The organism is Flintibacter sp. HCN-6482 (assembly GCF_037892565.1).
Lineage (GTDB): Bacteria > Bacillota > Clostridia > Oscillospirales > Oscillospiraceae > Lawsonibacter > Lawsonibacter aceti.
The window spans coordinates 380,173-401,199 of record NZ_JBBKBK010000001.1 but is presented as its reverse complement, the minus strand read 5'-3'; the positions used below and the strand labels follow the sequence as shown (position 1 = coordinate 401,199).

Sequence of the window (21,027 nt, the reverse complement as noted above, 5' to 3'; positions counted from 1 at the left end):
TTTACCCCAGAGTCAGATTAGTGATAACATAGCCGAACATATTGTCCTGCCGCGCGAATTGAGCTTGGAACTGGGCTAGGGAAGAACCGTCTACCAGATAGACTAGGGAGCCATCCACAGAGAGGGAACCGCCTAATTCTCGAATGGAGGTGAGCTGGATCTCGGCCAGGCTGTCGTCGCCGCAGGTAAGCAGATAGCTGTCCAGCTTTCCATCGTAGCGAATCCGGTCGGAAAGAGCCTCGGGGATAGGGCTCAAAGGGGCTGTACCGGTAAAGAGGGCGGAGGCATAGTCCATCACCGTTTCAGAAGGGAGGACCAGTTCCTCGTCCAGATACTCAGAGCGGTCATCCATCTGCCCGTACAGACTGAGCATATTATATAAGGTTTCCCAAGCGGCCACCGGGTCGGAGAGATCCAACTCCCTTTGGCCCAGATTGACCATGGCCAGGATGGCCGCGTGGAGAGCGGGGGTCATGGAGTCCAGAGCGCCGGTCTCGGCGGGGACGTTGCCGGGGGCGTAGTCCAGCTGCTCTGCCTGGGTGTCAGGGGCCTCCGTCATGTCGGCCATAGCCACAGTTCCAAAGGGCAGGATGAGCAGGGAAGCGATTATTGTGGTCAACAGCAGTTTTTTCATGGGAAGACCTCCTTTCCTATTCTTGTTTTAAGTATAGCACTGAGAGCTGTTACCATCGTATCGAAGGTGTTACGAGAAGGTGAAAAAATGGTTACAGAACGGTTGCAATTTCTTTGGAGTCAACACAAAATAGAGGGAAAAGAGAGGGACGAAGGGACAATATCTTGCTTTTGCACGAAGGAGCGGGACGGGCCTGGGGCTGTCCCACGGGGTATCTTATGCGGGGCGGCGGGACAGTATGCCAGGAAGCTGGGAAAGGGGACAGGCTGAGAATATTTTGAAGGAGCGGGGGCGTCTTCTGGTTGACCACCAGACCAGTTTGGGCTACAATGAAAAAGATAATTTTAAAGAGAAAAAGGATGTTTGCCCCATGCTGAATCACGACCTGGAACTGAGATTTTGTAAGGCCCGCCGGGGGGCTATTGCCCGGGAATTTTCACATTTGAACCCAGAGCAGCAAAAGGCCGCCCTGACCACGGAGGGTCCGCTCCTGCTGCTGGCCGGAGCGGGCAGCGGCAAGACCACCGTGCTCATCCACCGCGTCGCCAACCTGATGAAGTATGGCCGCGGCTCGGACAGCACAGAGGTGCCGGAGTGGGTGACAGAGGATGATCTGACCTTCCTGGAGGAGTATGTCCGGACCGGGGCGGGGGACAAGGCCCGGCAGGAGCGGCTGTGTGCCCTGGACCCGGCGGCCCCTTGGACCATTTTGGCCATCACCTTTACCAATAAGGCGGCGGGTGAGCTGAAGGACCGTCTGGCCAGAATGCTGGGCCCGGCTGCCAACGATATCTGGGCCAGCACCTTTCACTCCGCCTGTGTTCGCATCCTCCGCCGGGATATTGAGAAGCTGGGCTTCGCCTCCTCCTTTACCATCTATGACACTGACGACTCCCTGCGGGTGGTGAAGGATATTCTGAAGGACCTGGGAATCGATGATAAGCAGTTTCCGCCCCGGTCGGTGCTGGGCTACATCTCTAGGGCAAAGGATGCCATGAAGCTGGCCGACCAGTATCTGGCCGAGTGCGAGAAATCTGGGGACTTCCGGCTGACCAAGATCGCCAAGATATACGCAGAGTACCAGCGCCGGCTGTGGGAGGCAAGCGCCCTGGACTTTGACGACATCATTTTCCACACCGTCCGTCTGCTCCAGCAGTTTGACGAGGTGCGGGAGTTCTATCAGCGGAAGTTCCGCTATGTGCTCATCGACGAGTACCAGGACACCAACAACCTGCAGTATCTGCTGGCCTCCACCCTGGCCGGAGGCTATGAGAACTTCTGCGTGGTGGGGGACGACGACCAGTCCATCTACCGCTTCCGGGGAGCGACCATTGAGAACATCCTCTCCTTTGAAAAACAGTACAAGGGCTGCCGGGTCATCCGCCTGGAGGAGAACTACCGCTCCACCAAACATATTTTGGAGGCGTCCAACGCCGTGATCCGCAACAACCAGGGAAGAAAGGGCAAGGAGCTGTGGACGAAGGCGGGGGAGGGGGACAAGCTTACCCTTTATGCCGCCATGAATGAGAACGATGAGGCCCAATATGTAGCTGCCCGTATTCTGGAGGGGTACAGCCAGGGCAGAAAGTGGAAGGACCACGCCATCCTCTATCGGATGAACGCCCAGTCTAACCAGATAGAGAACGCCTGCAAGCGCAACGGGATTCCCTACCGCATCATCGGGGGTACTCGGTTCTTTGACCGGGCGGAGGTGAAGGACATGGTGGCCTATCTGGCCGTCCTCAACAACCCGGAGGACGACCTGCGCCTCACCCGCATCATCAACAATCCGCCACGGGGCATCGGTGCCAAGACGATTGAGACCGCCCAGGAGATCGCCCGGCGGGAGGAGAGCTCACTCTACGCCGTCATCGACAATGCCCGGATGTACCCGGAGCTGGAGCGGTCGGCGGCCAAGCTGGCCGGCTTCACCGCCCTGATGGGGGAGCTGGCCGGGCTGCTGGACGAGCTGCCCCTGGATCAGTTTTATGAGGAGCTGATCCTCCGCACCGGGTATGCCACCATGCTGGAGAGCAAGAACACCGTGGAGGACCGCACCCGGCTGGAGAACGTGCGGGAGCTGCTCACCTCCATTCACGGCTATCTGGAGAACGCCGGGGAGGAGCCCTCTCTGGCGGGTTTTCTGGACGAGATAGCCCTGTACACCGACTTAGACAGCCACGACCCGGACCAGGACTGCGTGGTGATGATGACCATGCACTCGGCCAAGGGGCTGGAGTTCCCTGTGGTCTTTGTGGTGGGGGCCGAGGAGGGCATCTTCCCCGGCATCCGGGCCATTGGGGAGACGGAGGAGATGGAGGAGGAGCGGCGGTTGTGCTATGTGGCCATGACACGGGCCAAGGAGAAGCTGTACCTCACCTGCGCCAATCAGCGGATGCTCTTTGGACGGACCAGCTCCAACCGCCCCTCCCGCTTTGTGGAGGAGATCCCCCCGGAGCACCTGGAGCGGCTAGGCAGGAGCTGCCTGCCCGATCTGGGCGGGGGAGAGGAGGGCTGGAGCGGTATGCCCAGCCGCTCCTCCGGCTATGGGGGCTACGGCTCCTATCAGCGCCCGACTTACGGAGGTGGCCGCTCCGCCCAGGCTGGACAGGGCGGGAGCCGGACGGATCGAGACCCACGGCCCCAACCCTCCTATGGAGGCTTTGTCCGGGCCATGTCGGGCGCTGGTGGCGGTGCCACCGGCAGCGCCCGGACCAGACAGCCTCTGGCCTCCTCCCCTGTGGGGGCTGGAGCGCCGGGGGGAGGCGGCAGCCTCCCTGCCTTCCAGAAGGGGGATACGGTCCGGCACAAGGCATTCGGACAGGGAATGGTCCTGTCCGTCCAGAAGATGGGGGGCGATGCCCTGTTGGAGATTGCCTTTGACCAGGTGGGGACCAAGCGTCTGATGCTGAAGTCCGCGGCGGCGCACATGGAAAAACTGTAAAGCGGCAGAAAAGAGGCATGTCGGGGATGGCGATGTGCCTCTTTTTTACAAACAGGAAAAAAGTATGAGAGGAAAGGCAACATTTACGGAGAAAATACGTCTAACATTATATAGGGATTTACCGGAGCGGGAGAGAGCCTTAATAGAATTTTAAGGATTTGTAATCGCCTTGTAATTGCTTCCGGCGGAGACAGCCCCTATAATGGGGATGATATCTGCGGACTGGTCTATCCCGTCCCCGGGCCTTTGGCCCGCCGACATTTCACTTTATCATTACCGCTTACAGGAGGAAAAGCTGCCATGTCAGAAGTCATAACTCCCCAGCCTGCCGTACCAACCCAGACACCCCCCGCGCCCCCAGAGATGAAACCGGTGAAAAAAGGAAAAAAGAAAGCGGTCAAAAATGCTATCATACTGGCTATCGTGGCTGGGGTGCTGGCGATTGGAGGCTTTCTGCTCTACAAATTCCTCCACTCCGGCGGGGAAGAGCAGGGAGAGATCATGGCCCAGCCCGCCCAGATTGGTACTATCCAGAGCAAGGTGTCCGGCTCAGGTACGGCCAAGGCCAAGGAATCGGCTGCCATTACCCTGACCCAGAGCGGTACGGTGCAGGAGGTCTTTGTCACTGGCGGCCAGACTGTCATGGCCGGCGATCCCTTGTACACCATTTACAGTCAGGCAGCCCAGGATGCTGTGACGGACGCCAAGGAGGAACTGAATAATCTGCTGGAGGATATGGCCGACCTGCAGGAAGAGGCCGCCAACTTGACGGTGCGGGCCCCCTTCGCCGGGAAGCTTCAGGAGGTCAAGGAGTTCCATATCGACGACGAGGTGAGTAAGTCCGCCCCAGTGGCTACTCTGGTGAACGATAAGAAGCTGAAGCTGTCCCTTTACTTCAGCTACGCCTATGAGAAAGAGATCCACACCGGCCAGTCGGTCCAGGTGTCCATCCCCGCTGTTATGGGCTCCTTTGAGGGACGGGTGGAGAAGATCAACAAGGTCAGCTACATATCCCCGGAAGGAGCCGTCCACTTTGAGGCGGTCATCGTCTTTGACAACCCCGGTACTCTGACTGCCGAAATGGACGCCTCCGCTGTCCTGACTGCCGCTGACGGCACCGCGATTTATCCCTACGAGAACGGAAAGACCGAATACTACGAGTCACGGGACATCATTGCCAAGGCCAGCGGCCCAGTGACCGCCATCGGCAATCTGCTCGACCACGCCAACGTCCAGGCCGGGGAGGCCCTGCTCTATCTGGGCTCCTCCACCATTGATTCCCAGATCCGCTCCAAGCAGGAGGAGATCAACAGCGCCCAGACCAAGCTGGACGAGGCCCAGAAAGCCCTCAATGACTTTAACGCCGTAGCTCCCATCGACGGGACCGTCACCTCCTGCAACCTGACTCCCGGCCAGGAGGTCAAGAGCGGCGACACCGTTGTTATGATCTCCAATAACGTGACCATGCTGGTCACCATTACCGTAGATGACCGGAACATCTCCTTTATCAAGCCGGGCAACTATGTGGACCTGGATTGGAACGGACAGGTATATCAGGGATTAGTCACCTCCATTGACATGGGCGGCGCCCAGGCCGGTCAAGGCATGACCAGCTACCCCGTCACTTTGACGGTGGACAACGTGGATGGAAGCCTGATGGACGGTGCCTGGCTCCAATACTCCTTTGTCACCAGCGAGTCGGCCGACTGTATTCTGGTCCCCACTACCTCGGTCAAGTATTTCAGCGACATGGACGGCACCCGCCAGAGTGTGGTCTTTGTCAAGCGGGACAGCCGGCCGGACGACGTGCCCGAACTGGAGCTGCCTGAAGTGGCACCGGGCGAGAAGCGCACCTTCCCCAGCGAGGAGGAGGGCTACTACCCAGTCATCGTGGAGACCGGCATCTCTGACACCCAGAATGTGGAGATTGTCTCCGGCATTCAGGAGGGGGACGAGGTGTTCGTCAACTATACCGTGACAGACGGCAGCTATGGCTATTAAGCGGGGTGGAAAGATGCTCATTGACATCAGAAACCTCTATAAAATATACAACGAGGGCAAGGAGAGCGAGGTCCGGGCCCTGGACGGGGTATCCCTCCAAATCGACAAGGGGGAGTTTGTGGCCATTGTGGGTCAGTCTGGCTCCGGCAAGTCCACGCTGATGAATGTGCTGGGCTGTCTGGATATCCCTACCTACGGAGAATACTACCTGGAGGGGACCGACGTGACTGCTCTGTCCGACAAGCAGTTGGCCCATATCCGGAATAAGGAGATCGGCTTTATCTTTCAGGGCTACAACCTGATCCAGGAGCTGGACGCTCTAGAGAATGTGACCCTGCCCCTGATTTACCGGGGGGTGTCTATCTTTGACCGGGAGGATCTGGCCATGGAGGCCCTGGCCAAGGTGGGCATGGATTCTCGAGCCCACCACCGCCCTTCCGAGATGTCCGGCGGCCAGCAGCAGCGGGTGGCCATCGCCAGGGCGATTGCCACCAAGCCCCCCATCATCATGGCCGACGAGCCCACGGGCGCCCTAGACTCCAAGACAGGCCGCCACGTGCTGGAGATCCTGCGGGACCTGTACCGGGGAGGCACCACTGTCATCCTCATCACCCACGACGATGGCATCGCCGCCACCGCCAAGCGGGTGGTCCGTCTGTCCGACGGCAGGATCACCTCGGACCATCCTCAGGAGGTGGACTGGGAATGAATCTTTGGCAGGCATTCAAAATGGCCTTTAAATCCATCGCCATGAAAAAGGGCCGCTCCTTCCTGACCATGCTGGGCATCATTATTGGTGTGGCCTCAGTGGTCATTATGGTGTCCGTGGTCCAGGGGCAGAATAAAAAGAACATGGAATACTTCGAGAAGATGGGGGACAACAAGATCACAGTCCAGGCCTACTCCTGGTATGACACGAACAACGAAACCGGGCAGAAGCTCTATGACTACTGTCTGTCCCTCAGTAACCTGGTGGATGGCATTACCCCGGATGTAGAGCTTGGGGATAAAATCACTGTCCAGTACGGGGCCAAGACCCTGTCGGTCAACGACTGGGAGAACGGCAATATGGACTGGGAAAAGATGATGCATATTAAGCTGGGCTCTGATCAGTATGGTGTGTGCAACAATTACCAGCTGGCAAATGGCCGAGAGATCTCCTATCTGGATGTGGAAAAGACCAATGCCGTCTGTGTTTTGGGCTCCGGAGCCAAGGAGGCTCTGTTTGACTACACCGACCCGGTGGGGGAGACCATCACTCTCAACGGGCAGCCCTTCCTGGTGGTTGGCTACTACAAGCCCATGGACATCCAGTATTGGCCGGAGATGGACAATGTCATTATCATCCCCTACACCTTCAACCGGACCATGAACAAGAACAATACCATCGACTCCTACGTGGTCAAGGCAAAGAGTGCCGCTGCTACCACCCAGGCCATGACCCTGCTGGACGCCTATCTGTCCGGGATGTTCCACAAGGACGAGAACGGCAACATGGCAAACGGGAGTTACTATATCAACAGCGACAACAGCTCGGCCGAGGAGATGGAAAACGCCAGCCTGATGCAGTCCCTGGTGCTGGGGGCCATCGCCGGCATCTCCCTGCTGGTGGGCGGCATCGGCATCATGAACATCATGCTGGTTACGGTCACAGAACGTACCAGGGAAATCGGTATCCGAAAGGCCATCGGTGCCGAGCGCAGCAGTATCATCACCCAATTCCTTATTGAAGCGGCGGTGATCTGCGGCATCGGAGGCCTCATTGGTATTGGCATTGGCTATGTGGGTACTATGATCGCGGGAAAACTGATGGAGAACGTGTTTGAGGGGATGATCCTGACTCCGGACCCCATGATCGCCATTGGGGCCTTCCTGTTCTCCGTGGTGCTGGGCATCCTCTTTGGTATGTTCCCAGCCATTAAGGCCTCTGGCCTGCAGCCTGTGGAGGCTCTGCGGGCGGACTAGCCTGCGGCAAAGTCCGCTTTATTTGGGAACCCCGGCCGGGCCGGGCCCTCATTACACGTCCTGCCTCTCGTTTCTGACCGTGCCCTCTCAACTGAGACCACGGCCGGGGGGCGGATGAAAAGGAGAGATAACATGAAATTGAAACGACTGATTTCTTGGCTGCTGGCCTCTGCCCTGGCCGCCTCTCTGGCAGTTATGCCCATCGGGGCGGCCGGCACCTCCTCCTTCGGCGATATCTCCGACCGGGAGACCGCCGTCAACGCTGACATCCTGCGCCTGATGGGCGTGGTCAGCGGCACTGGAGGCAACCAGTTCAATCCAAACGGCACCCTGACCAGGGCTGAGTTTTGCACCATGGTAGTCAAGTTTATGCAGCAGGGGGATCAGGTCCCCATCCACGCCACCCGCACTATCTTCTCCGACGTTACCTCCAAGCACTGGGCCCAGGGCTATGTGAACCTGGCCGCCAGCCTGACGGTCAAGGACGGGGAGCGGGAGGTCCCCCTGATCTCCGGTGTGGGTGATGGACGCTTCCAGCCAGACGAGAAGATCACCCAGGCCCAGGCGGCCACCATTTTGATTCGGGTGCTGGGCTACTCCAGCGAGCAGGCGGGAGCCGTCTGGCCCCAGAGCTATATGAACCTGGCTGAGTCCATCGGGTTGAGCGACGGCCTGCCCAGCGACTATAACGCCGCTCTGACCCGTGGCCAGGCCGCCCAGTTGTTTGTCAACGCCCTGAGCTGCAAGAATGGAGAGGGCAGCGACTACTATACGACACTGGGCAAGGCCCAGGAGGACACCATCATCCTGGCGGTCAATGTGGAAACGGACGACGGAACCTCGGACGGGGCCATCCGGACCACAGCCAACAAGGAGTCTGAGGCATACCTGCCCGCCGAGGGAGAGGGCAACCCCTACGCCCTCCAGGGCAAGCGGGGGGCCCTGGTGCTCAATGACAAGGATGAGATCGTCACCTTTGTCCCTGACGACAGCAGCGCCACCACCATCATCCTGTCTGGCGACGCCCAGCCCAGCTATGTGAAAGCCAGCGGCGGCAGCCAGTACACCATGTCCAAGGATACCCTGCTCTATACCGCCGACGCCACAGAGGGAAAGAGCTATATGGAGGGCTACTCCGTCCTGAAGTCGGGCACCCAAATCACCATGTATTCCGAGCGGGGCAAGATCGTGGCGGTTTACGCCAGCGGCAGCGCCTCCTCCATCGACTCCGACGCCGTGGTGGTCATGGGCAGCCCCAGCACCGCCATGTTCCACCAGCTCACCGGCGGCGCCACTAACTTCAACATCCAAAAGGGCCGTCAAACCATCACCATGTCCCAGATCCAGCCCTACGATGTGGTGACCTATGACAGCATGAGCAATACCCTGATCGTATCTGACCTGAGGCTGACCTGCATCTATGAGAACGCCAGTCCCAACTCCAAGGCGCCTACGGAGATCGAGGTGCTGGGCCATACCTTCGAGGTGCTGGACAGCGCCTGGGAGATGACCGGGGATTACAAGGTGGGCGACCAGGTCACCCTGCTCCTCACCGCCGACGGCAAGGTGGCTGGCATGGCTGCCCCCAGCGGAAAGACACGCTCTACCGCCATCGGCATGGTGGACAGCGGCAAGGCCACGGTGTTCCTCCCCAACGGCGGCACCCTGGAGCTGTCCGGCACCATCAGCAACGCCGACAACTTGGCCGACCAGCTGGTCACCATCTCCTCTGGCGCCAAGGGTAAGATCAGCGCCAGCAAACTGTCCTCCAAGTCCACCTCCGGCCAGTTCCTGGTGGAGGAGGGGAAGCTGGGCAGCTATACCGTCAGCGCCGGCGTCCAGATTTATGAGCAGGTCAACGGCGGCGCTATGGTAAAGCTGGACCCCACCAGCTTGAATATGGCCTCCATCCCCGGAGAAAAGATTGCCACCTATCACCTGAATACCTCCAACTATGTGGACTACATCGTGCTGGACCGGGTGACGGGCAACGCCTATGAGTATGGTATCCTTATCTCCACGACCACATCTACTCCAGTCTTGGATGACGATGGAGAAGATACTGGAGAGGAAAAGGAATCCAAGAAGTGGAACCTGGTCAACGGAAGTGGAACGATTGACCTGAAAAACACTGGATTTGCCGGAAAGAACGGCACTATGGCCGGTGTAGCTGTGGGTTCCAATGGTCGGATTGTGTCCATCATCGAACTGGAGGAGATCAAGAGCGTGTCCCCCAGCGACTTCTTCGAGAGCCAGGGGGTCCAGTACGTCAACGCGGGTGGCCGCACCTATCGGGTGGCCGATGATGTGGAGTGCTGCCGGGATACCGGGAGCATCCGGGACGCGAAAGACAGTTGGTTCAGCCAGGACAGCGGCGAGGAGCGTCTGGCGGCCATCAAGGCATTCTCCAGCGACCTGACCATCTATGTGGACCCCATCGGGGACCAGGTCCGGGTCATCTCCGCTAAGTGAGCTTCAATTCCCTCTTTTGAAACAGGAGGCCGGCACCCTTTGGGCGCCGGCCTCCTGTCATAGATGAAGGGGCAGAGGAGAACGCAGGTCAAAGGGAAAGCGGCCTGGCCCGCACACCTCCCGCATCTCTTCCGCCCGGTCGTCAAAGACCGGGTCAGATACTCCATAGACCTGCCAGCCCGCCTCTCTGGCGGCCCGGCAGTAGACGGGGGAATCGTCAAAGAGGACGCAATCTCCCGCTTCCAGGCGGCACAGCCGGGCCACCAGGCGGTATAGTTCCGGGTCCCGCTTCTCCAGCCCCAGCTCTGCGGCCGTAAAGACCCGGTCCAGCAGAGGGAGGAGGCAGTGGTGTTCCAGAGCGGCCGAGCACAGGCTGGGGATGCAGGAGGTGAGGAGGGCGCGGGGGATGCCGGACGCCCTGGCCCGCTCCAGAAATCCGCGTGCCCCCGGCTTCAGCTCCAACTGGCCGGCATAGGCCGACCGGGCCATCTCCCGCCAGGCAGAAATGATTTCCTCCGGAGTCAGGGGCAGGCGGAAATAGTCCCGGGTGTATCGGGCCGAGTCATCAAAGCCGTGGTGGGTCACATAGTCGGTGTAGTCCTCCGGCACCGAGCCGATGCCGAAGCGGCCCAGAAATTCCACGTCGATGTCGAGCCACACTCCGTTGGAGTCCAGTAGGGTGCCGTCCAGATCAAAAAAGTACATAAGAGACCTCCAGAAGCGGAAATGGGGAAAAAGGATGCGATTTGACAGGTTGGCGGCCTACACAGGGGCGCTCATCTTTTTTACTTGCGCCCGGCGGGGTTTTTTGCTATAATATCCCCGTTTTTGACCCGCTTCGGCGGCCCATCCCGCCTATGATACCACAGCGGGCCCTGATCCTGCAATTGGGAGTTGATATCCATGTCCCCAAAGACAATGAAACTGCTGGCCAAGCCCATGCTCTTTGCCGCCGCCATCATCTGGGGTACCTCCTTCTTCATCATGAAGAACGCCCTGGACGCCCTGCCTCCCTTCTATCTGCTGGCCATCCGCTTTACCGCCGGGGCAGTGCTGCTGGCCCTGATCGCCTGGAAAAAGTGGCAGATATTCACCTGGGACCACCTGTGGCGGGGGGCGGTGATGGGCGCCTTCCTCTTTTTGGCCTACTCTATCCAGACCTTCGGCCTGACTTTGACCACTCCCTCAAAAAACGCCTTTCTCACCGCCGTCTACTGTGTCCTGGTCCCCTTCCTCTCCTGGGCGGTGATTCGGGTCCGGCCAGACCGGTTCAACATCGCGGCGGCCCTGCTGTGCGTCACCGGGGTGGGCTTCGTCTCGCTGACAGAGGAGCTGACTATCAACGCCGGCGACCTGCTGACCCTGGTGGCCGCCTTTTTTTATGCCAGCCATATTGTGGCGGTGGCCAAGGTCTCACCGGGAAAGGATATCACTCTGCTCACTGTGTTCCAGTTCGCCTTCGCCGGGCTGTATGCCTGGATTGGCGGCCTGCTGACCGAGACATTTCCCGCCCAGGCGCTGACTGACCCGGCGGTAGTCCTGCCTATGGCCTATCTCTGTGTCATGGCCACCACCGTGGCCCTCCTGTTTCAGAACGTGGGCCAGGTCTGGTCCGACCCCGCCTCCGCCTCGGTCATTTTGTCCCTGGAGTCGGTGTTTGGCGTGCTGTTCTCCGTGCTGTTTTATGGCGACCCGGTGACCGGCCGGCTCCTGATCGGATTTGGACTGATATTCGTGGCCGTGGTGTGCTCGGAAACCAAGTTTTCCTTTCTGAGGAAGAAAGAAGAGAATACAATCTGAAGGGACCATGCCCCGTCTCATTCCCCCGCCCTATGGCGGGGGATTTTACTTTTATAAAAGAAAATAAAAAATTAAATTAAAGATTGACTTTAATAAAATTAAAGTATATAATGAGAACACAGAGAAAGGAGGTGGCCCCGTGGCCATAGAACTGCTGCCCGACTGGATGACCGGCTTGGAAGAGGAGGATGTGTCCTTTATCAAAAAGTTCATCCTCGCCTCCGGTTCCTTGAAGGAGGTGGCCGCCCAGTACGGGGTGACTTATCCAACGGTCCGGCTCCGTCTGGACCGCCTGATCCAGAAAATCAGGATCGGGGAGGATACCGCCGCCGACCCCTATATCGCCACCATCAAGCGGCTGGTGGTCAATGATAAGCTGGACTTTGACACCGCCAAACTGCTCATCGCTGAATATAAGAGAACGAAGGGAACGGACCTCGGATAGCCGAGGGCGTGAAAGGAGATAATATTATGATGATTGCGTCTGTAATGGGGATATTTGGGCTGCTCATATGGCTGGCGTTTCTGCTGGTGCCCATCGCCCTGTTGATTGTACTCCAGGTCTGGCTGTGTAAAAAGAGCTTAAAGCTGGGGCTCATTCTGCCAGCGCTGTCCCTGTGCCTGTCCCTGCTGATGGTGTTCAGTCTGGCCTCTTTTACTAGTTTCTCTGGCGGCGGGTCCCTCGTATTGGAGGGAGGGACCAACGCTGGACTGGAGAGCGGCCAGGACAGGGAAACGGTCCAGCGATGGGAAAGCAGGGGCGGCACTGTCACCGTCTATGACGGGGAGGGGAATATCATCGACCAGTACCCGGACCCCAACTATGACCCGGACCGGGCCAGGGCGGACGCCGTCCAGACCGTCGTCACCTTAGTAGTCATGCTTCTGGTATCCAACATCCCCACCGTGGTCTTCGGCGGCATCTGGCTCCACTATAAGGGCCGTCGGGATACCCAGGACGACCTGAAGCGGATGAGGGTGGAGGACCTGGGATAAGATAAAAAGAGGGCGGCAGCCCTCTTTTTATTTTGTCTGTAACCTTTTTGGAAGCTGGACCGTGTACTGGATAGAAAGAACGAGAGAAGGGGGGAGGACCATGGAACGGGAGGAGGCGGAATGGGTGGTTCAACGCCACGGGCAGACCGTGTACCGGCTGGCCTATGCCCGGACCGGGAATCGGGAGGACGCGGAAGACGTGACCCAGGAGACATTCCTCCGTCTGGTCCGGGCCGCCCCGAAGTTCCGGGACGAGGACCACTGCCGGGCCTGGCTGCTGCGGGTGGCGGCCAACTGTGCCCAGGACCTGTTCCGCGCCCCGTGGAGGAAGCGGGAGCGGCCCATAGAGGAGGCGGAGCGCGTCCCTGCCCCCGGCCAGGTCCCGGAGCCGGGCGGGGTGCTGGAGGCGGTGCTGTCCCTTCCGGAGAGCTACCGGCTGCCGGTCCACCTGTTTTACTACGAGGGGCTGTCCATTCGGGAGATCGCCGGGGTGCTGGGCAAGAGAGAGGGAGCCGTGCGGACCAGCCTCACCCGGGCCCGGGCCCTGCTGCGGGACAAGTTGAAAGAGGAGGGGGACTATGTTTGAGCGGGAATACCGGCGGGAGATGGACCAGGTGAAACTGTCACAGGTGGAGCTGGACCGCTTGGTGAACGCCATGGCCGAGGAGAAACGGCGTCATAAGAGAGGAAATCTGGGGGTTCGGGTGCTCCTGACCGCGGCGGCGGTGTTTCTTTTGACCGCCTCGGCCCTGGCCCTGTCCCCGACCTTGCGGTCCCAGCTGACCCAGGTCCTTGGGAACTTTGGGCCGTACAGCCAAAGGATAGAGGCCGGGACGGCTGCCGACCAGGGGTATGAGGTCCAGGTCCTGTCGGCGGTGACCGACCAGTACCGCCTGAAGCTCTATGTCCAGGTGCGGGACTTGACCGGACAGCGGATGACCGATGGGGAGATCCGGCTTGTATGCAGGATCGGGCGGGAAACACAGACTCTGACCACACACGGCCGCTGTGTGGGATACGATCCGGATTCCCACACGGCCCTGTTTGAGGTGAGCGAATTTTGGGAGGAGGCCAGCGGCCTGGAGGAGGAGCTGACCCTGGAGGTGATCTCCGTGTGGCCCAGATACTATTCTTTCGGCGGTGAGCCCCTGCCCCTGGAGGAGGTCACCGGGCGGACGCTGGACTGCATGACCCTGGAGAACGGCCAGGTGGTGGTGGCCCCCGGGCAGACGCCGGCGCCGCTGGAGGGCTTTGAATGGGCGGAGCTGTCCTCCATGGGCTTTGCGGAAGACGGCACCTTCCAGGTGCTGTTCCGTCTGGCGGAGGGGGCGGACCCGGAGGAGTCGGACATCCTGGCAGACATTCTTGTGGACGGAGAGCCCCCGTGCAGACATCTGGGTGATATCAACTACACATTGGATGGGCGGACTTATGTGGGGGTTTCCTATGAGAATATCAGCCCGGCGGACCTGGGGCATTTCACCAGGGCCACGGCGGGGGGAGATGTGGTCATGGGCCGGAAGACCAAGGGGGATTGGGCGCTGTCCTTCCGGGTGGACAACCTGCCGGTGCGGGAATATGCCCTCTCCGGGCTGACGGACCAATATCAACTCCCCTGCAAATTGACGCTCACCCCCCTGGGGGCCATGCTCACCGGGGATTATGAGGCGGGCTGGAGGGGGATGCACCCCTTCTCCCTGATTCTGGAGGACGGCAGCCGGCTGGAGGAGGTATACATCCGGCATGGGCGCATGACACCCGGCAAGGAGAGCGTCTTGGGCAACTGGGACTTTGGACAGTTTTTGGATTTGGACCAGGCTGTGGGCCTGGAGCTGGGCAGCTGGTATATCTCCCTGTCCGGGGAAGACACCGGCACGGTCTATCCCCTGGAGGGAAGGGAAGCGTGGGAACAGGGGATGATGGCCCCTTAACAAATCAAAAGAGCGGGGAGCGGCCATCGCCGGTCCCCGCTCTTTTGCCGTTCTTTTTTACAGGGCGGGCTGGACCAGAATGCCCTCCAACAGGCCCCGGTGGACGGGCCGGAGCCCCTTGAGGGAGCAGAAGTCGGCGGGCCGGAGCAGGGTGGGTGGCTTGGGCAGTTCCACCGCCCCGCAATCCGCCAGAAGCCCAGCCACAAACTGGGAGCAGAAAAAGTGGTGCCGCCGCTGGAGGGACAGGTTAAAATAGCAGGCGAACGCCCCAAGCACACTGTAATGGTACTCCTCCCGCTGGGCGTACATGGCCTGAAGCTGGCGGCGGAGGGCTATGTAGGTGTCCTGGCTCACCCTCAGCTCATAGAGGCAGCAGGGTACTGCCCGCCGGCGGCCGGTGACCTGCTCCTCCACCAGTCCGGCGGGGAGGGCAAAGTGTTCGTATTTTCTGGCAAAGCTGTAAAAGGGTCCAGCGGGCCCATCCAGCCCAATCGAGGCGTGGGTATAGTCGTCCTGGGTGGCCAGGTGGATCAGCCGGGAGAACCAGGTGCCTGACCGGGTCAGCAGAATATGGATGGCGCGCTCCTCCATGACAGAGCCCTCCTTTGTTTCTTTTCTGGCCCTATCTTACCAGAATAGTTCTAAATCCCGCTGAAGGAAAGATTAAGATTTCCCTAAAATACAGAAAAAACGGCTCTGGGCGAATGAGGCCCGGAGAGGCCCGCCGGACCTGGAAATGGCGTTGCAATCTAGTGCGGATTTTGCTATAATATAACATCTATTGGTCTGTCCCTTTTTCGGAGCTTAGGAAGGATGGGAGCGGTCCCGCCTTCGAAAGATATGAGGTGGCCTTTTTGTACTTAAAAGCGCTTGAGATCCAGGGCTTCAAGTCCTTTCCCGACAAGACCGTGCTCACCTTCGGTGAGGATATCACCGCCATCGTGGGCCCCAATGGTTCGGGCAAATCCAATATCTCCGACGCCATCCGCTGGGTCATGGGGGAGCAGTCCACACGGGCCCTACGGGGAGGCAAGATGGAGGACGTCATCTTCGGCGGTACCGCCAAGCGCAAGCAGACGGGATATGCCGAGGTGTCTCTAGTGCTGGACAACACCTCACACATTTTCGACATGGAGGAGTCCGAGGTGATGGTCACCCGGCGGTACTACCGCTCCGGGGAGAGCGAGTATTACATCAACCGCCGCTCCGTCCGATTGAAGGATGTCAACGAGCTGTTCATGGACACGGGTCTGGGCCGGGAGGGCTACTCCATCATCGGTCAGGGTAAGATCGACGAGATTCTGTCTGTCAAATCCGCTGACCGCCGGGAGGTCTTTGAGGAGGCGGCCGGCATCTCCCGCTACCGCCACCGTAAGGAGGAGGCCGAGCGCCGCCTAGAGCGGACGGCCGAGAACCTGGTGCGCATCAACGACAAGATATCGGAGCTGGAGCTTCAGGTGGAGCCGCTCCGGGAGCAGAGCGAGAAGGCCAAGAAGTATCTGGTCCTGCGGGATGAGCTGCGGGGGCTGGAGATCTCCGTGTGGCTGGACACGTTGGAACGTATTCGGGCCAGCAATATCAAGCTGGAGGCTGACTATCAGGAGACCGCCCGCCAGCGGGAGGAGGCTAGAACGGCCCAGGAGAAAGCCTATGCCGCCGCCGAGACCTATTCGGCCCAGATGCGGGAGAAGGACGTGGAGGCGGACCGCCTCCGCTTTGAGATGCAGGGCCGGGAGGCCCAGGCCAACGAGCTGGAGTCGGCCATCGCCGTACTGAAGAGCAGCATCCAGCACAACCTGGAGTCCGCCGCCCGGTTGAAGGCCGATTTGGAGCAGCAGGAGGGCCGGGAGGGCTCCCTGTCCGCCCAGATCGAGCAGCGCCGGGAGCGGCTGGAGGAGATCGAGGGCCAGTTGGCCCGAACCCAGTCAGATCTGAAGGTCAAGGGTCAGGAGGCGGAGGAGACCGCTCGCTCGGCGGGCACTCTGGCCCGGGAGCTGGAGGAGCTGCGGAACCGGGCTGACCTGGGCACCGCCGGCGCTGCCCAGGCCAAGGCTCTGCTGTCCGCCCTGGCCGCCGCGGCCCAGGAGGTGCTGGACCGGGATGAGACCGTCCGCCGGGAGGCCAATGAGCTGGAGGAACGCCTGGAGGAGGGACAGAAGGAAGTGCGCTCCGCCAAGCGCAGATATGATGACGCGGTGGAGGAGCGGGACGGGGTCCAAAACGTCATCAACGGCTATCAACTGCGGATGGAGGCCCGCCGGAAAAAGGCCGAGGGCGCGAAGGACGCCCACATGAAGCTCCAGATGGAGGAGAGCGCCCTCACCTCCCGGATCAAGCTGCTCACAGAGATGGAACAGATGCATGAGGGCTACTCCAAGGCGGTCAAGCTGGTGATGGGAGAAGCCCAGCGGGGGGCGCTGAAGAATATCCACGGTCCGGTGGCCGACCTGCTGAAGGTGCCCGACCGATATACCGTGGCCATTGAGACCGCCCTGGGCGGGGCCATGCAGAACATCGTGGTGGACCGGGAGGAGGACGGCAAGGCCGTCATCAACTACTTAAAGCGGAGAGATGGGGGCCGGGCCACCATCCTGCCCATCAGCTCCATCCGACCGGGAGAGCTCCGGGAGGGAGCGAGCCTGAGCAAAGAGTCCGGCTTCGTGGGAGTGGGGGACCAGTTGGTCCGCTTCGACCCCAAATATCAAAATGTATTTTCCAACCTGCTGGGACGGGTGGCGGTCATGGAGGATCTGGACGCCGCCATCGCCGCGGCCCGAAAATACGGCTATAAATTTCGTATCGTCACCCTGGACGGCCAGGTGCTCAACCCCGGCGGCTCTATGACGGGCGGCTCCGCCAGCCGAAGCGCCGGTATCTTGAGCAGGGCCAACGAGCTGGAGCGGCTGAACCAACAGCTGACTGACATCCGGGCACGGGTAGCCGATGGGGCCAAGGCACTGGCAGAGGCGGAGCGGGAGCAAACTGCCGCCGCCTATGAGCTGGACGCCGCCCAGAGCCAGCTGCGTCAGTGGGAGGACGCCATTTTGAAGGCGGAGGGAGAGCTGTCCCACGCCCGCAGCGTGGTCTCCGAGCTGGAGCGCCAACGGGAGAGCCAGGAGAGTGAGCTGGAGGGCTTGAAGAACCGCTCTGTCCAGATTGAAACAGACACCGCGGCGGCCCGTGTCCGCATCCAGGAACTGGAGGGGGAGACCGCCGCTCTAAAGAGCGAGGCCGAAGGCAAGGCCAAGGGGCAGACCGACCTGCAGGAGCGCACTGCCCGCATCGCCCAGGAGGTGGCCCAGCTCACTGCCGCCCAGGCCGCTCTGGAGGCGGAGCGGGAGGCCACCCGCTCTGGTCTGGAGGAGCTGGAGCGCCTGAAGGCATCCATGGCCGGGGACCGGGACCAGGGCCGGGCCCTGATGGCGGACTATGAGGAGAAAAACCAGGGCTTTGCCCAGGAGATCGCCCAGAAGGAGGAGACTCTGACTTCCCTCCGCCTGGAGAACCAGAGCCGGACCGACGCCATCGACCGCATGAACCAGGAGAAGCTGGAGCTGGAGGGGGAGCGTATCAAGGCCACCCGGGAGAGCCAGAGCAAAAACGAGGAGCTGCTCCGTCTGGAGGGAGAAGTGTCCCGCCTGGAGCAGAAGAAGGTTTCCGCCTCCATGGAGGAGAAGCAGCTTCTGGACAAGCTGTGGGAGAACTATGAGCTGTCCCACGAGGCCGCCCGCCAGCAGCGGGTGGAGATTGAGTCTGTTCCCAGGGCCAGCCGCCGCATTGGAGAGCTGAAGCGGGCCATTTCCGGCTTGGGGAACGTCAATGTAGGTGCCATCGAGGAGTTCCAGCGGGTCAATGAACGGTATACCTATCTCACAGACCAGCGGGACGACGTGGACCGGGCGAAAAGGGAACTGGAGGAGATTATCGCCAATATTACTGGCGAGATGAAGACCATCTTCGAACGGGAGTTTAAGACCATCAACGAGGCATTCGGCCAGACCTTCCTGGAGCTTTTTGGCGGGGGTAAGGCCACCCTGGAACTGGAGGACCCGGAGGATATCCTCAACTGCGGCATCGAGATTAAGGTTCAGCCCCCTGGTAAGGCGCTGAAGATCATCACCCTGCTGTCCGGCGGGGAGAAGGCCTTTGTGGCCATCGCCCTGTACTTTGCCATTTTGAAGGTCCGGCCCACCCCCTTTGTGGTGATGGACGAGATTGAGGCCGCTCTGGACGACAACAATGTGGTACGGTTTGCCCGCTATATGCGCTCCATGGCCGAGCGCACTCAGTTCATCGTCATCACCCACCGCCGTGGCACCATGGAGGAGGCCGACGTGCTCTACGGCGTCACCATGCAGGAGCAGGGAGTAAGCCGGATGCTGACGATCAACCTGAATGACGTGGAAAAGGAACTGAAGATCAGATAATGGCCCATGACCTCAAGATGGAGTTCAGTTGGAAGGGCTGAAGCTGTGGCCCCGATGGCCTATTGGCGGTCGATTTATGCTCTAACTGATAGGGCAGGGGAGGATATTACGGAGGTATACCGTGAAAGAAAACGACAATCAGAAAAATACCTGGATACCCATTGTGGGCGGTATCGTCTTGATTATAGTGCTGTTTATCGCTGTCAAGCTGATATTCGCCTGGCTGGGGGCGGCGGTCCCACCGGAGCGGCTGAATCCGGACCTGGCGCAGAGTCAGGGGGTGACAGAGCAGATGGAAACAGACGCCCCAGTCTTCTGCCCGTTCTGCGGTGAAACGCTCCACGACAGCTTCCGTTGGGGGCAGTTCTGTCCCTGGTGCGGGGAGAAGATAGAGCAGTGATATGAGAAAGCTGAAGTGCTTGCGATGCGGCCAGAGCATGAGTTGCATTAAGCGGGAGCATCTGTTTATGGGCCAAATTGGTTTACAGTGGGGAGGTATGCATTATCAGCCCAGCAGGGGGCTGGATGTGGATGTTTACTGCTGCCCGGACTGCGGGAAACTAGAATTTTACCGGGGAGAAAAGGACCGGGACAAGCGGGTGGCCGGACAATCCATAGCCCAGGTGAAATGTTCCAGGTGCGGAGGCCGCTATGACCTGGACAGCTGCAAGTGCCCCTTCTGCGGAGAAGAGAATGACAAGCTGTTTTAAGAAAGGAACGAATTGCCCATGGGCTTTTTTGATAAACTGAAAAAAATCAACATTTTTGCCAGCTTCGGCTCGGAGCTGACGGACAACTTCTATGACGAGCTGGAGGAGTCCCTCATCCTGGCCGATACCGGGATGGACGTGACCTTGGAGCTGGTGGAGGCGCTGCGCCGCCGGGTGCGGGAGGAGCGGATCAAGACCATGGAGGAGGCCCGCTCCGCCATGGTCCAGATCATCGCTGAGGCCATGAACACCGGGGGTGCGGCTCTGGACCTGTCCACCACCCCCTCTGTGGTACTGTTTATTGGAGTGAATGGGGTGGGTAAGACTACCACCATCGGCAAGATCGGCCATCAGCTCCGAAAGGAGGGAAAGAAGGTCCTCTTCTGCGCCGCGGATACCTTCCGGGCCGCCGCCGCCGAGCAGCTGACCATCTGGTCCGACCGGGCTGGGGTGGATATCATCAAGCAGCACGAGGGGGCCGACCCCGCCGCCGTAGTCTTTGACGCTATGAGCGCCGCCAAGGCCAGGAAGAGCGACGTGGTGCTTGTGGACACCGCCGGGCGGCTGCACAACAAGCAGAACCTGATGAACGAACTGAACAAGATTTCCCGGGTCATTGACCGGGAGTTGCCTGGCTGCGCCCGAGAGACTTTGCTGGTGCTGGACGCCACCACCGGTCAGAACGGTCTGATTCAGGCCAAGCAGTTTCAGGAGGCCGCCGGTATCACGGGCATCGTCCTCACCAAGCTGGACGGCACCGCCAAGGGGGGCATCGCCATCGCCATCGCCAGGGAGCTGGGCGTGCCGGTCAAGTACGCCGGTGTGGGCGAGAGTGTAGACGACTTGAAGCCCTTTAACGCCGCGGACTTTGCCCAGGCACTGATTTGAGATAGGAGCCAGATACTGGGGGGCGGGAAGATGGAGTTTAACTGGAGCCTGTTTGGCGCGTTGTTTGGGTTTGGGTTTATCGCCGCGTGGAAGCGTGATGGGTTCACCTGGAAAGATATGCGCCTGTGGGGCGAGAGGGTCACGCCCAAGCAGAGCCGGGAGAATCTGATTGGACTGGGCGTGCTGGGCGCCGTGCTGCTTACCGCCGTCCTGTTTTGGCTGGTGGATTGAGAAAATTTAAGAGATCAATTTACACACT

18 protein-coding genes are annotated in these 21,027 nt (G+C 59.9%); 15 read left to right on the top strand and 3 right to left on the bottom strand.

Going from position 1 to position 21,027, the window contains the following annotated elements:
* Position 1: 1 nt before the first annotated feature.
* Complete coding sequence (locus WKS99_RS01950) at positions 2–634, bottom strand: hypothetical protein (protein WP_340405232.1); 633 nt, start codon at positions 632–634, stop codon at positions 2–4.
* Positions 635–1,004: 370 nt separating this feature from the next.
* On the opposite strand from WKS99_RS01950, the gene WKS99_RS01945 reads away from it, so the two are divergent.
* The 5 genes from WKS99_RS01945 (at position 1,005) to WKS99_RS01925 (ending at position 10,016) form a co-directional block, all read left to right on the top strand.
* Positions 1,005–3,578: an ATP-dependent helicase gene (locus WKS99_RS01945; protein ID WP_340405231.1), complete on the top strand. Its 2,574-nt coding sequence runs from the start codon at positions 1,005–1,007 to the stop codon at positions 3,576–3,578.
* Between the two features lie 300 nt (positions 3,579–3,878).
* Complete coding sequence (locus tag WKS99_RS01940; protein WP_240287060.1) at positions 3,879–5,579, top strand: HlyD family efflux transporter periplasmic adaptor subunit; 1,701 nt, start codon at positions 3,879–3,881, stop codon at positions 5,577–5,579.
* A gap of 13 nt (positions 5,580–5,592) precedes the next feature.
* Positions 5,593–6,288, top strand: a complete 696-nt coding sequence (locus WKS99_RS01935; RefSeq protein ID WP_186852834.1) for an ABC transporter ATP-binding protein — start codon at positions 5,593–5,595, stop codon at positions 6,286–6,288.
* Positions 6,285–7,544, top strand: coding sequence for an ABC transporter permease (locus WKS99_RS01930; protein WP_340405230.1), 1,260 nt, complete (start codon positions 6,285–6,287; stop codon positions 7,542–7,544). Before WKS99_RS01935 ends, WKS99_RS01930 begins: the two co-directional genes overlap by 4 nt.
* A gap of 132 nt (positions 7,545–7,676) precedes the next feature.
* Entirely contained in the window at positions 7,677–10,016 is a 2,340-nt protein-coding gene (locus tag WKS99_RS01925) for an S-layer homology domain-containing protein (RefSeq protein ID WP_262669245.1), read from the top strand.
* A gap of 57 nt (positions 10,017–10,073) precedes the next feature.
* Here the strand turns inward: WKS99_RS01925 and WKS99_RS01920 are convergent, their stop codons facing one another.
* Positions 10,074–10,721, bottom strand: a complete 648-nt coding sequence (locus tag WKS99_RS01920) for an HAD family hydrolase (RefSeq protein ID WP_186852745.1) — start codon at positions 10,719–10,721, stop codon at positions 10,074–10,076.
* A 198-nt stretch (positions 10,722–10,919) separates the two neighbouring features.
* Here WKS99_RS01920 and WKS99_RS01915 point away from each other — a divergent pair, with 198 nt between their 5' ends.
* The 5 genes from WKS99_RS01915 (at position 10,920) to WKS99_RS01895 (ending at position 14,743) form a co-directional block, all read left to right on the top strand.
* Positions 10,920–11,816 carry a DMT family transporter gene (locus WKS99_RS01915; RefSeq protein ID WP_262669243.1) on the top strand — a complete coding sequence of 299 codons (897 nt, stop codon included), beginning with the start codon at positions 10,920–10,922 and terminating at the stop codon, positions 11,814–11,816.
* 139 nt (positions 11,817–11,955) lie between these two features.
* Positions 11,956–12,261, top strand: coding sequence for a DUF2089 family protein (locus tag WKS99_RS01910; RefSeq protein ID WP_147570728.1), 306 nt, complete (start codon positions 11,956–11,958; stop codon positions 12,259–12,261).
* Between the two features lie 26 nt (positions 12,262–12,287).
* The gene (locus WKS99_RS01905) at positions 12,288–12,812 is read left to right on the top strand and encodes a hypothetical protein (protein WP_147570727.1); all 525 of its coding nucleotides are present in this window, start codon (positions 12,288–12,290) and stop codon (positions 12,810–12,812) included.
* Between the two features lie 100 nt (positions 12,813–12,912).
* The gene (locus tag WKS99_RS01900; protein ID WP_147570726.1) at positions 12,913–13,398 is read left to right on the top strand and encodes an RNA polymerase sigma factor; all 486 of its coding nucleotides are present in this window, start codon (positions 12,913–12,915) and stop codon (positions 13,396–13,398) included.
* Complete coding sequence (locus WKS99_RS01895) at positions 13,391–14,743, top strand: hypothetical protein (RefSeq protein WP_340405229.1); 1,353 nt, start codon at positions 13,391–13,393, stop codon at positions 14,741–14,743. Before WKS99_RS01900 ends, WKS99_RS01895 begins: the two co-directional genes overlap by 8 nt.
* 57 nt (positions 14,744–14,800) lie before the next feature.
* On the opposite strand, the gene WKS99_RS01890 is transcribed toward WKS99_RS01895, so the two are convergent.
* Positions 14,801–15,334 carry a hypothetical protein gene (locus WKS99_RS01890; protein ID WP_147570724.1) on the bottom strand — a complete coding sequence of 178 codons (534 nt, stop codon included), beginning with the start codon at positions 15,332–15,334 and terminating at the stop codon, positions 14,801–14,803.
* 254 nt (positions 15,335–15,588) lie between these two features.
* Between WKS99_RS01890 and smc the strand changes: the two genes are divergently transcribed.
* The 5 genes from smc to WKS99_RS01865 all read left to right on the top strand — a co-directional run bounded on the left by smc (position 15,589) and on the right by WKS99_RS01865 (position 20,999).
* Positions 15,589–19,170, top strand: coding sequence for a chromosome segregation protein SMC (gene smc, locus WKS99_RS01885; protein ID WP_340405228.1), 3,582 nt, complete (start codon positions 15,589–15,591; stop codon positions 19,168–19,170).
* A 121-nt stretch (positions 19,171–19,291) separates the two neighbouring features.
* Positions 19,292–19,570: a hypothetical protein gene (locus WKS99_RS01880; RefSeq protein WP_340405227.1), complete on the top strand. Its 279-nt coding sequence runs from the start codon at positions 19,292–19,294 to the stop codon at positions 19,568–19,570.
* A gap of 37 nt (positions 19,571–19,607) precedes the next feature.
* Positions 19,608–19,880 carry a hypothetical protein gene (locus WKS99_RS01875; protein WP_340405226.1) on the top strand — a complete coding sequence of 91 codons (273 nt, stop codon included), beginning with the start codon at positions 19,608–19,610 and terminating at the stop codon, positions 19,878–19,880.
* 18 nt (positions 19,881–19,898) lie between these two features.
* Positions 19,899–20,768, top strand: coding sequence for a signal recognition particle-docking protein FtsY (gene ftsY, locus WKS99_RS01870; RefSeq protein ID WP_340405225.1), 870 nt, complete (start codon positions 19,899–19,901; stop codon positions 20,766–20,768).
* Positions 20,769–20,798: 30 nt separating this feature from the next.
* Positions 20,799–20,999 (top strand): hypothetical protein, encoded by a 201-nt coding sequence (locus tag WKS99_RS01865; RefSeq protein ID WP_340405224.1) that lies wholly within the window; start codon positions 20,799–20,801, stop codon positions 20,997–20,999.
* Positions 21,000–21,027 lie beyond the last annotated feature (28 nt).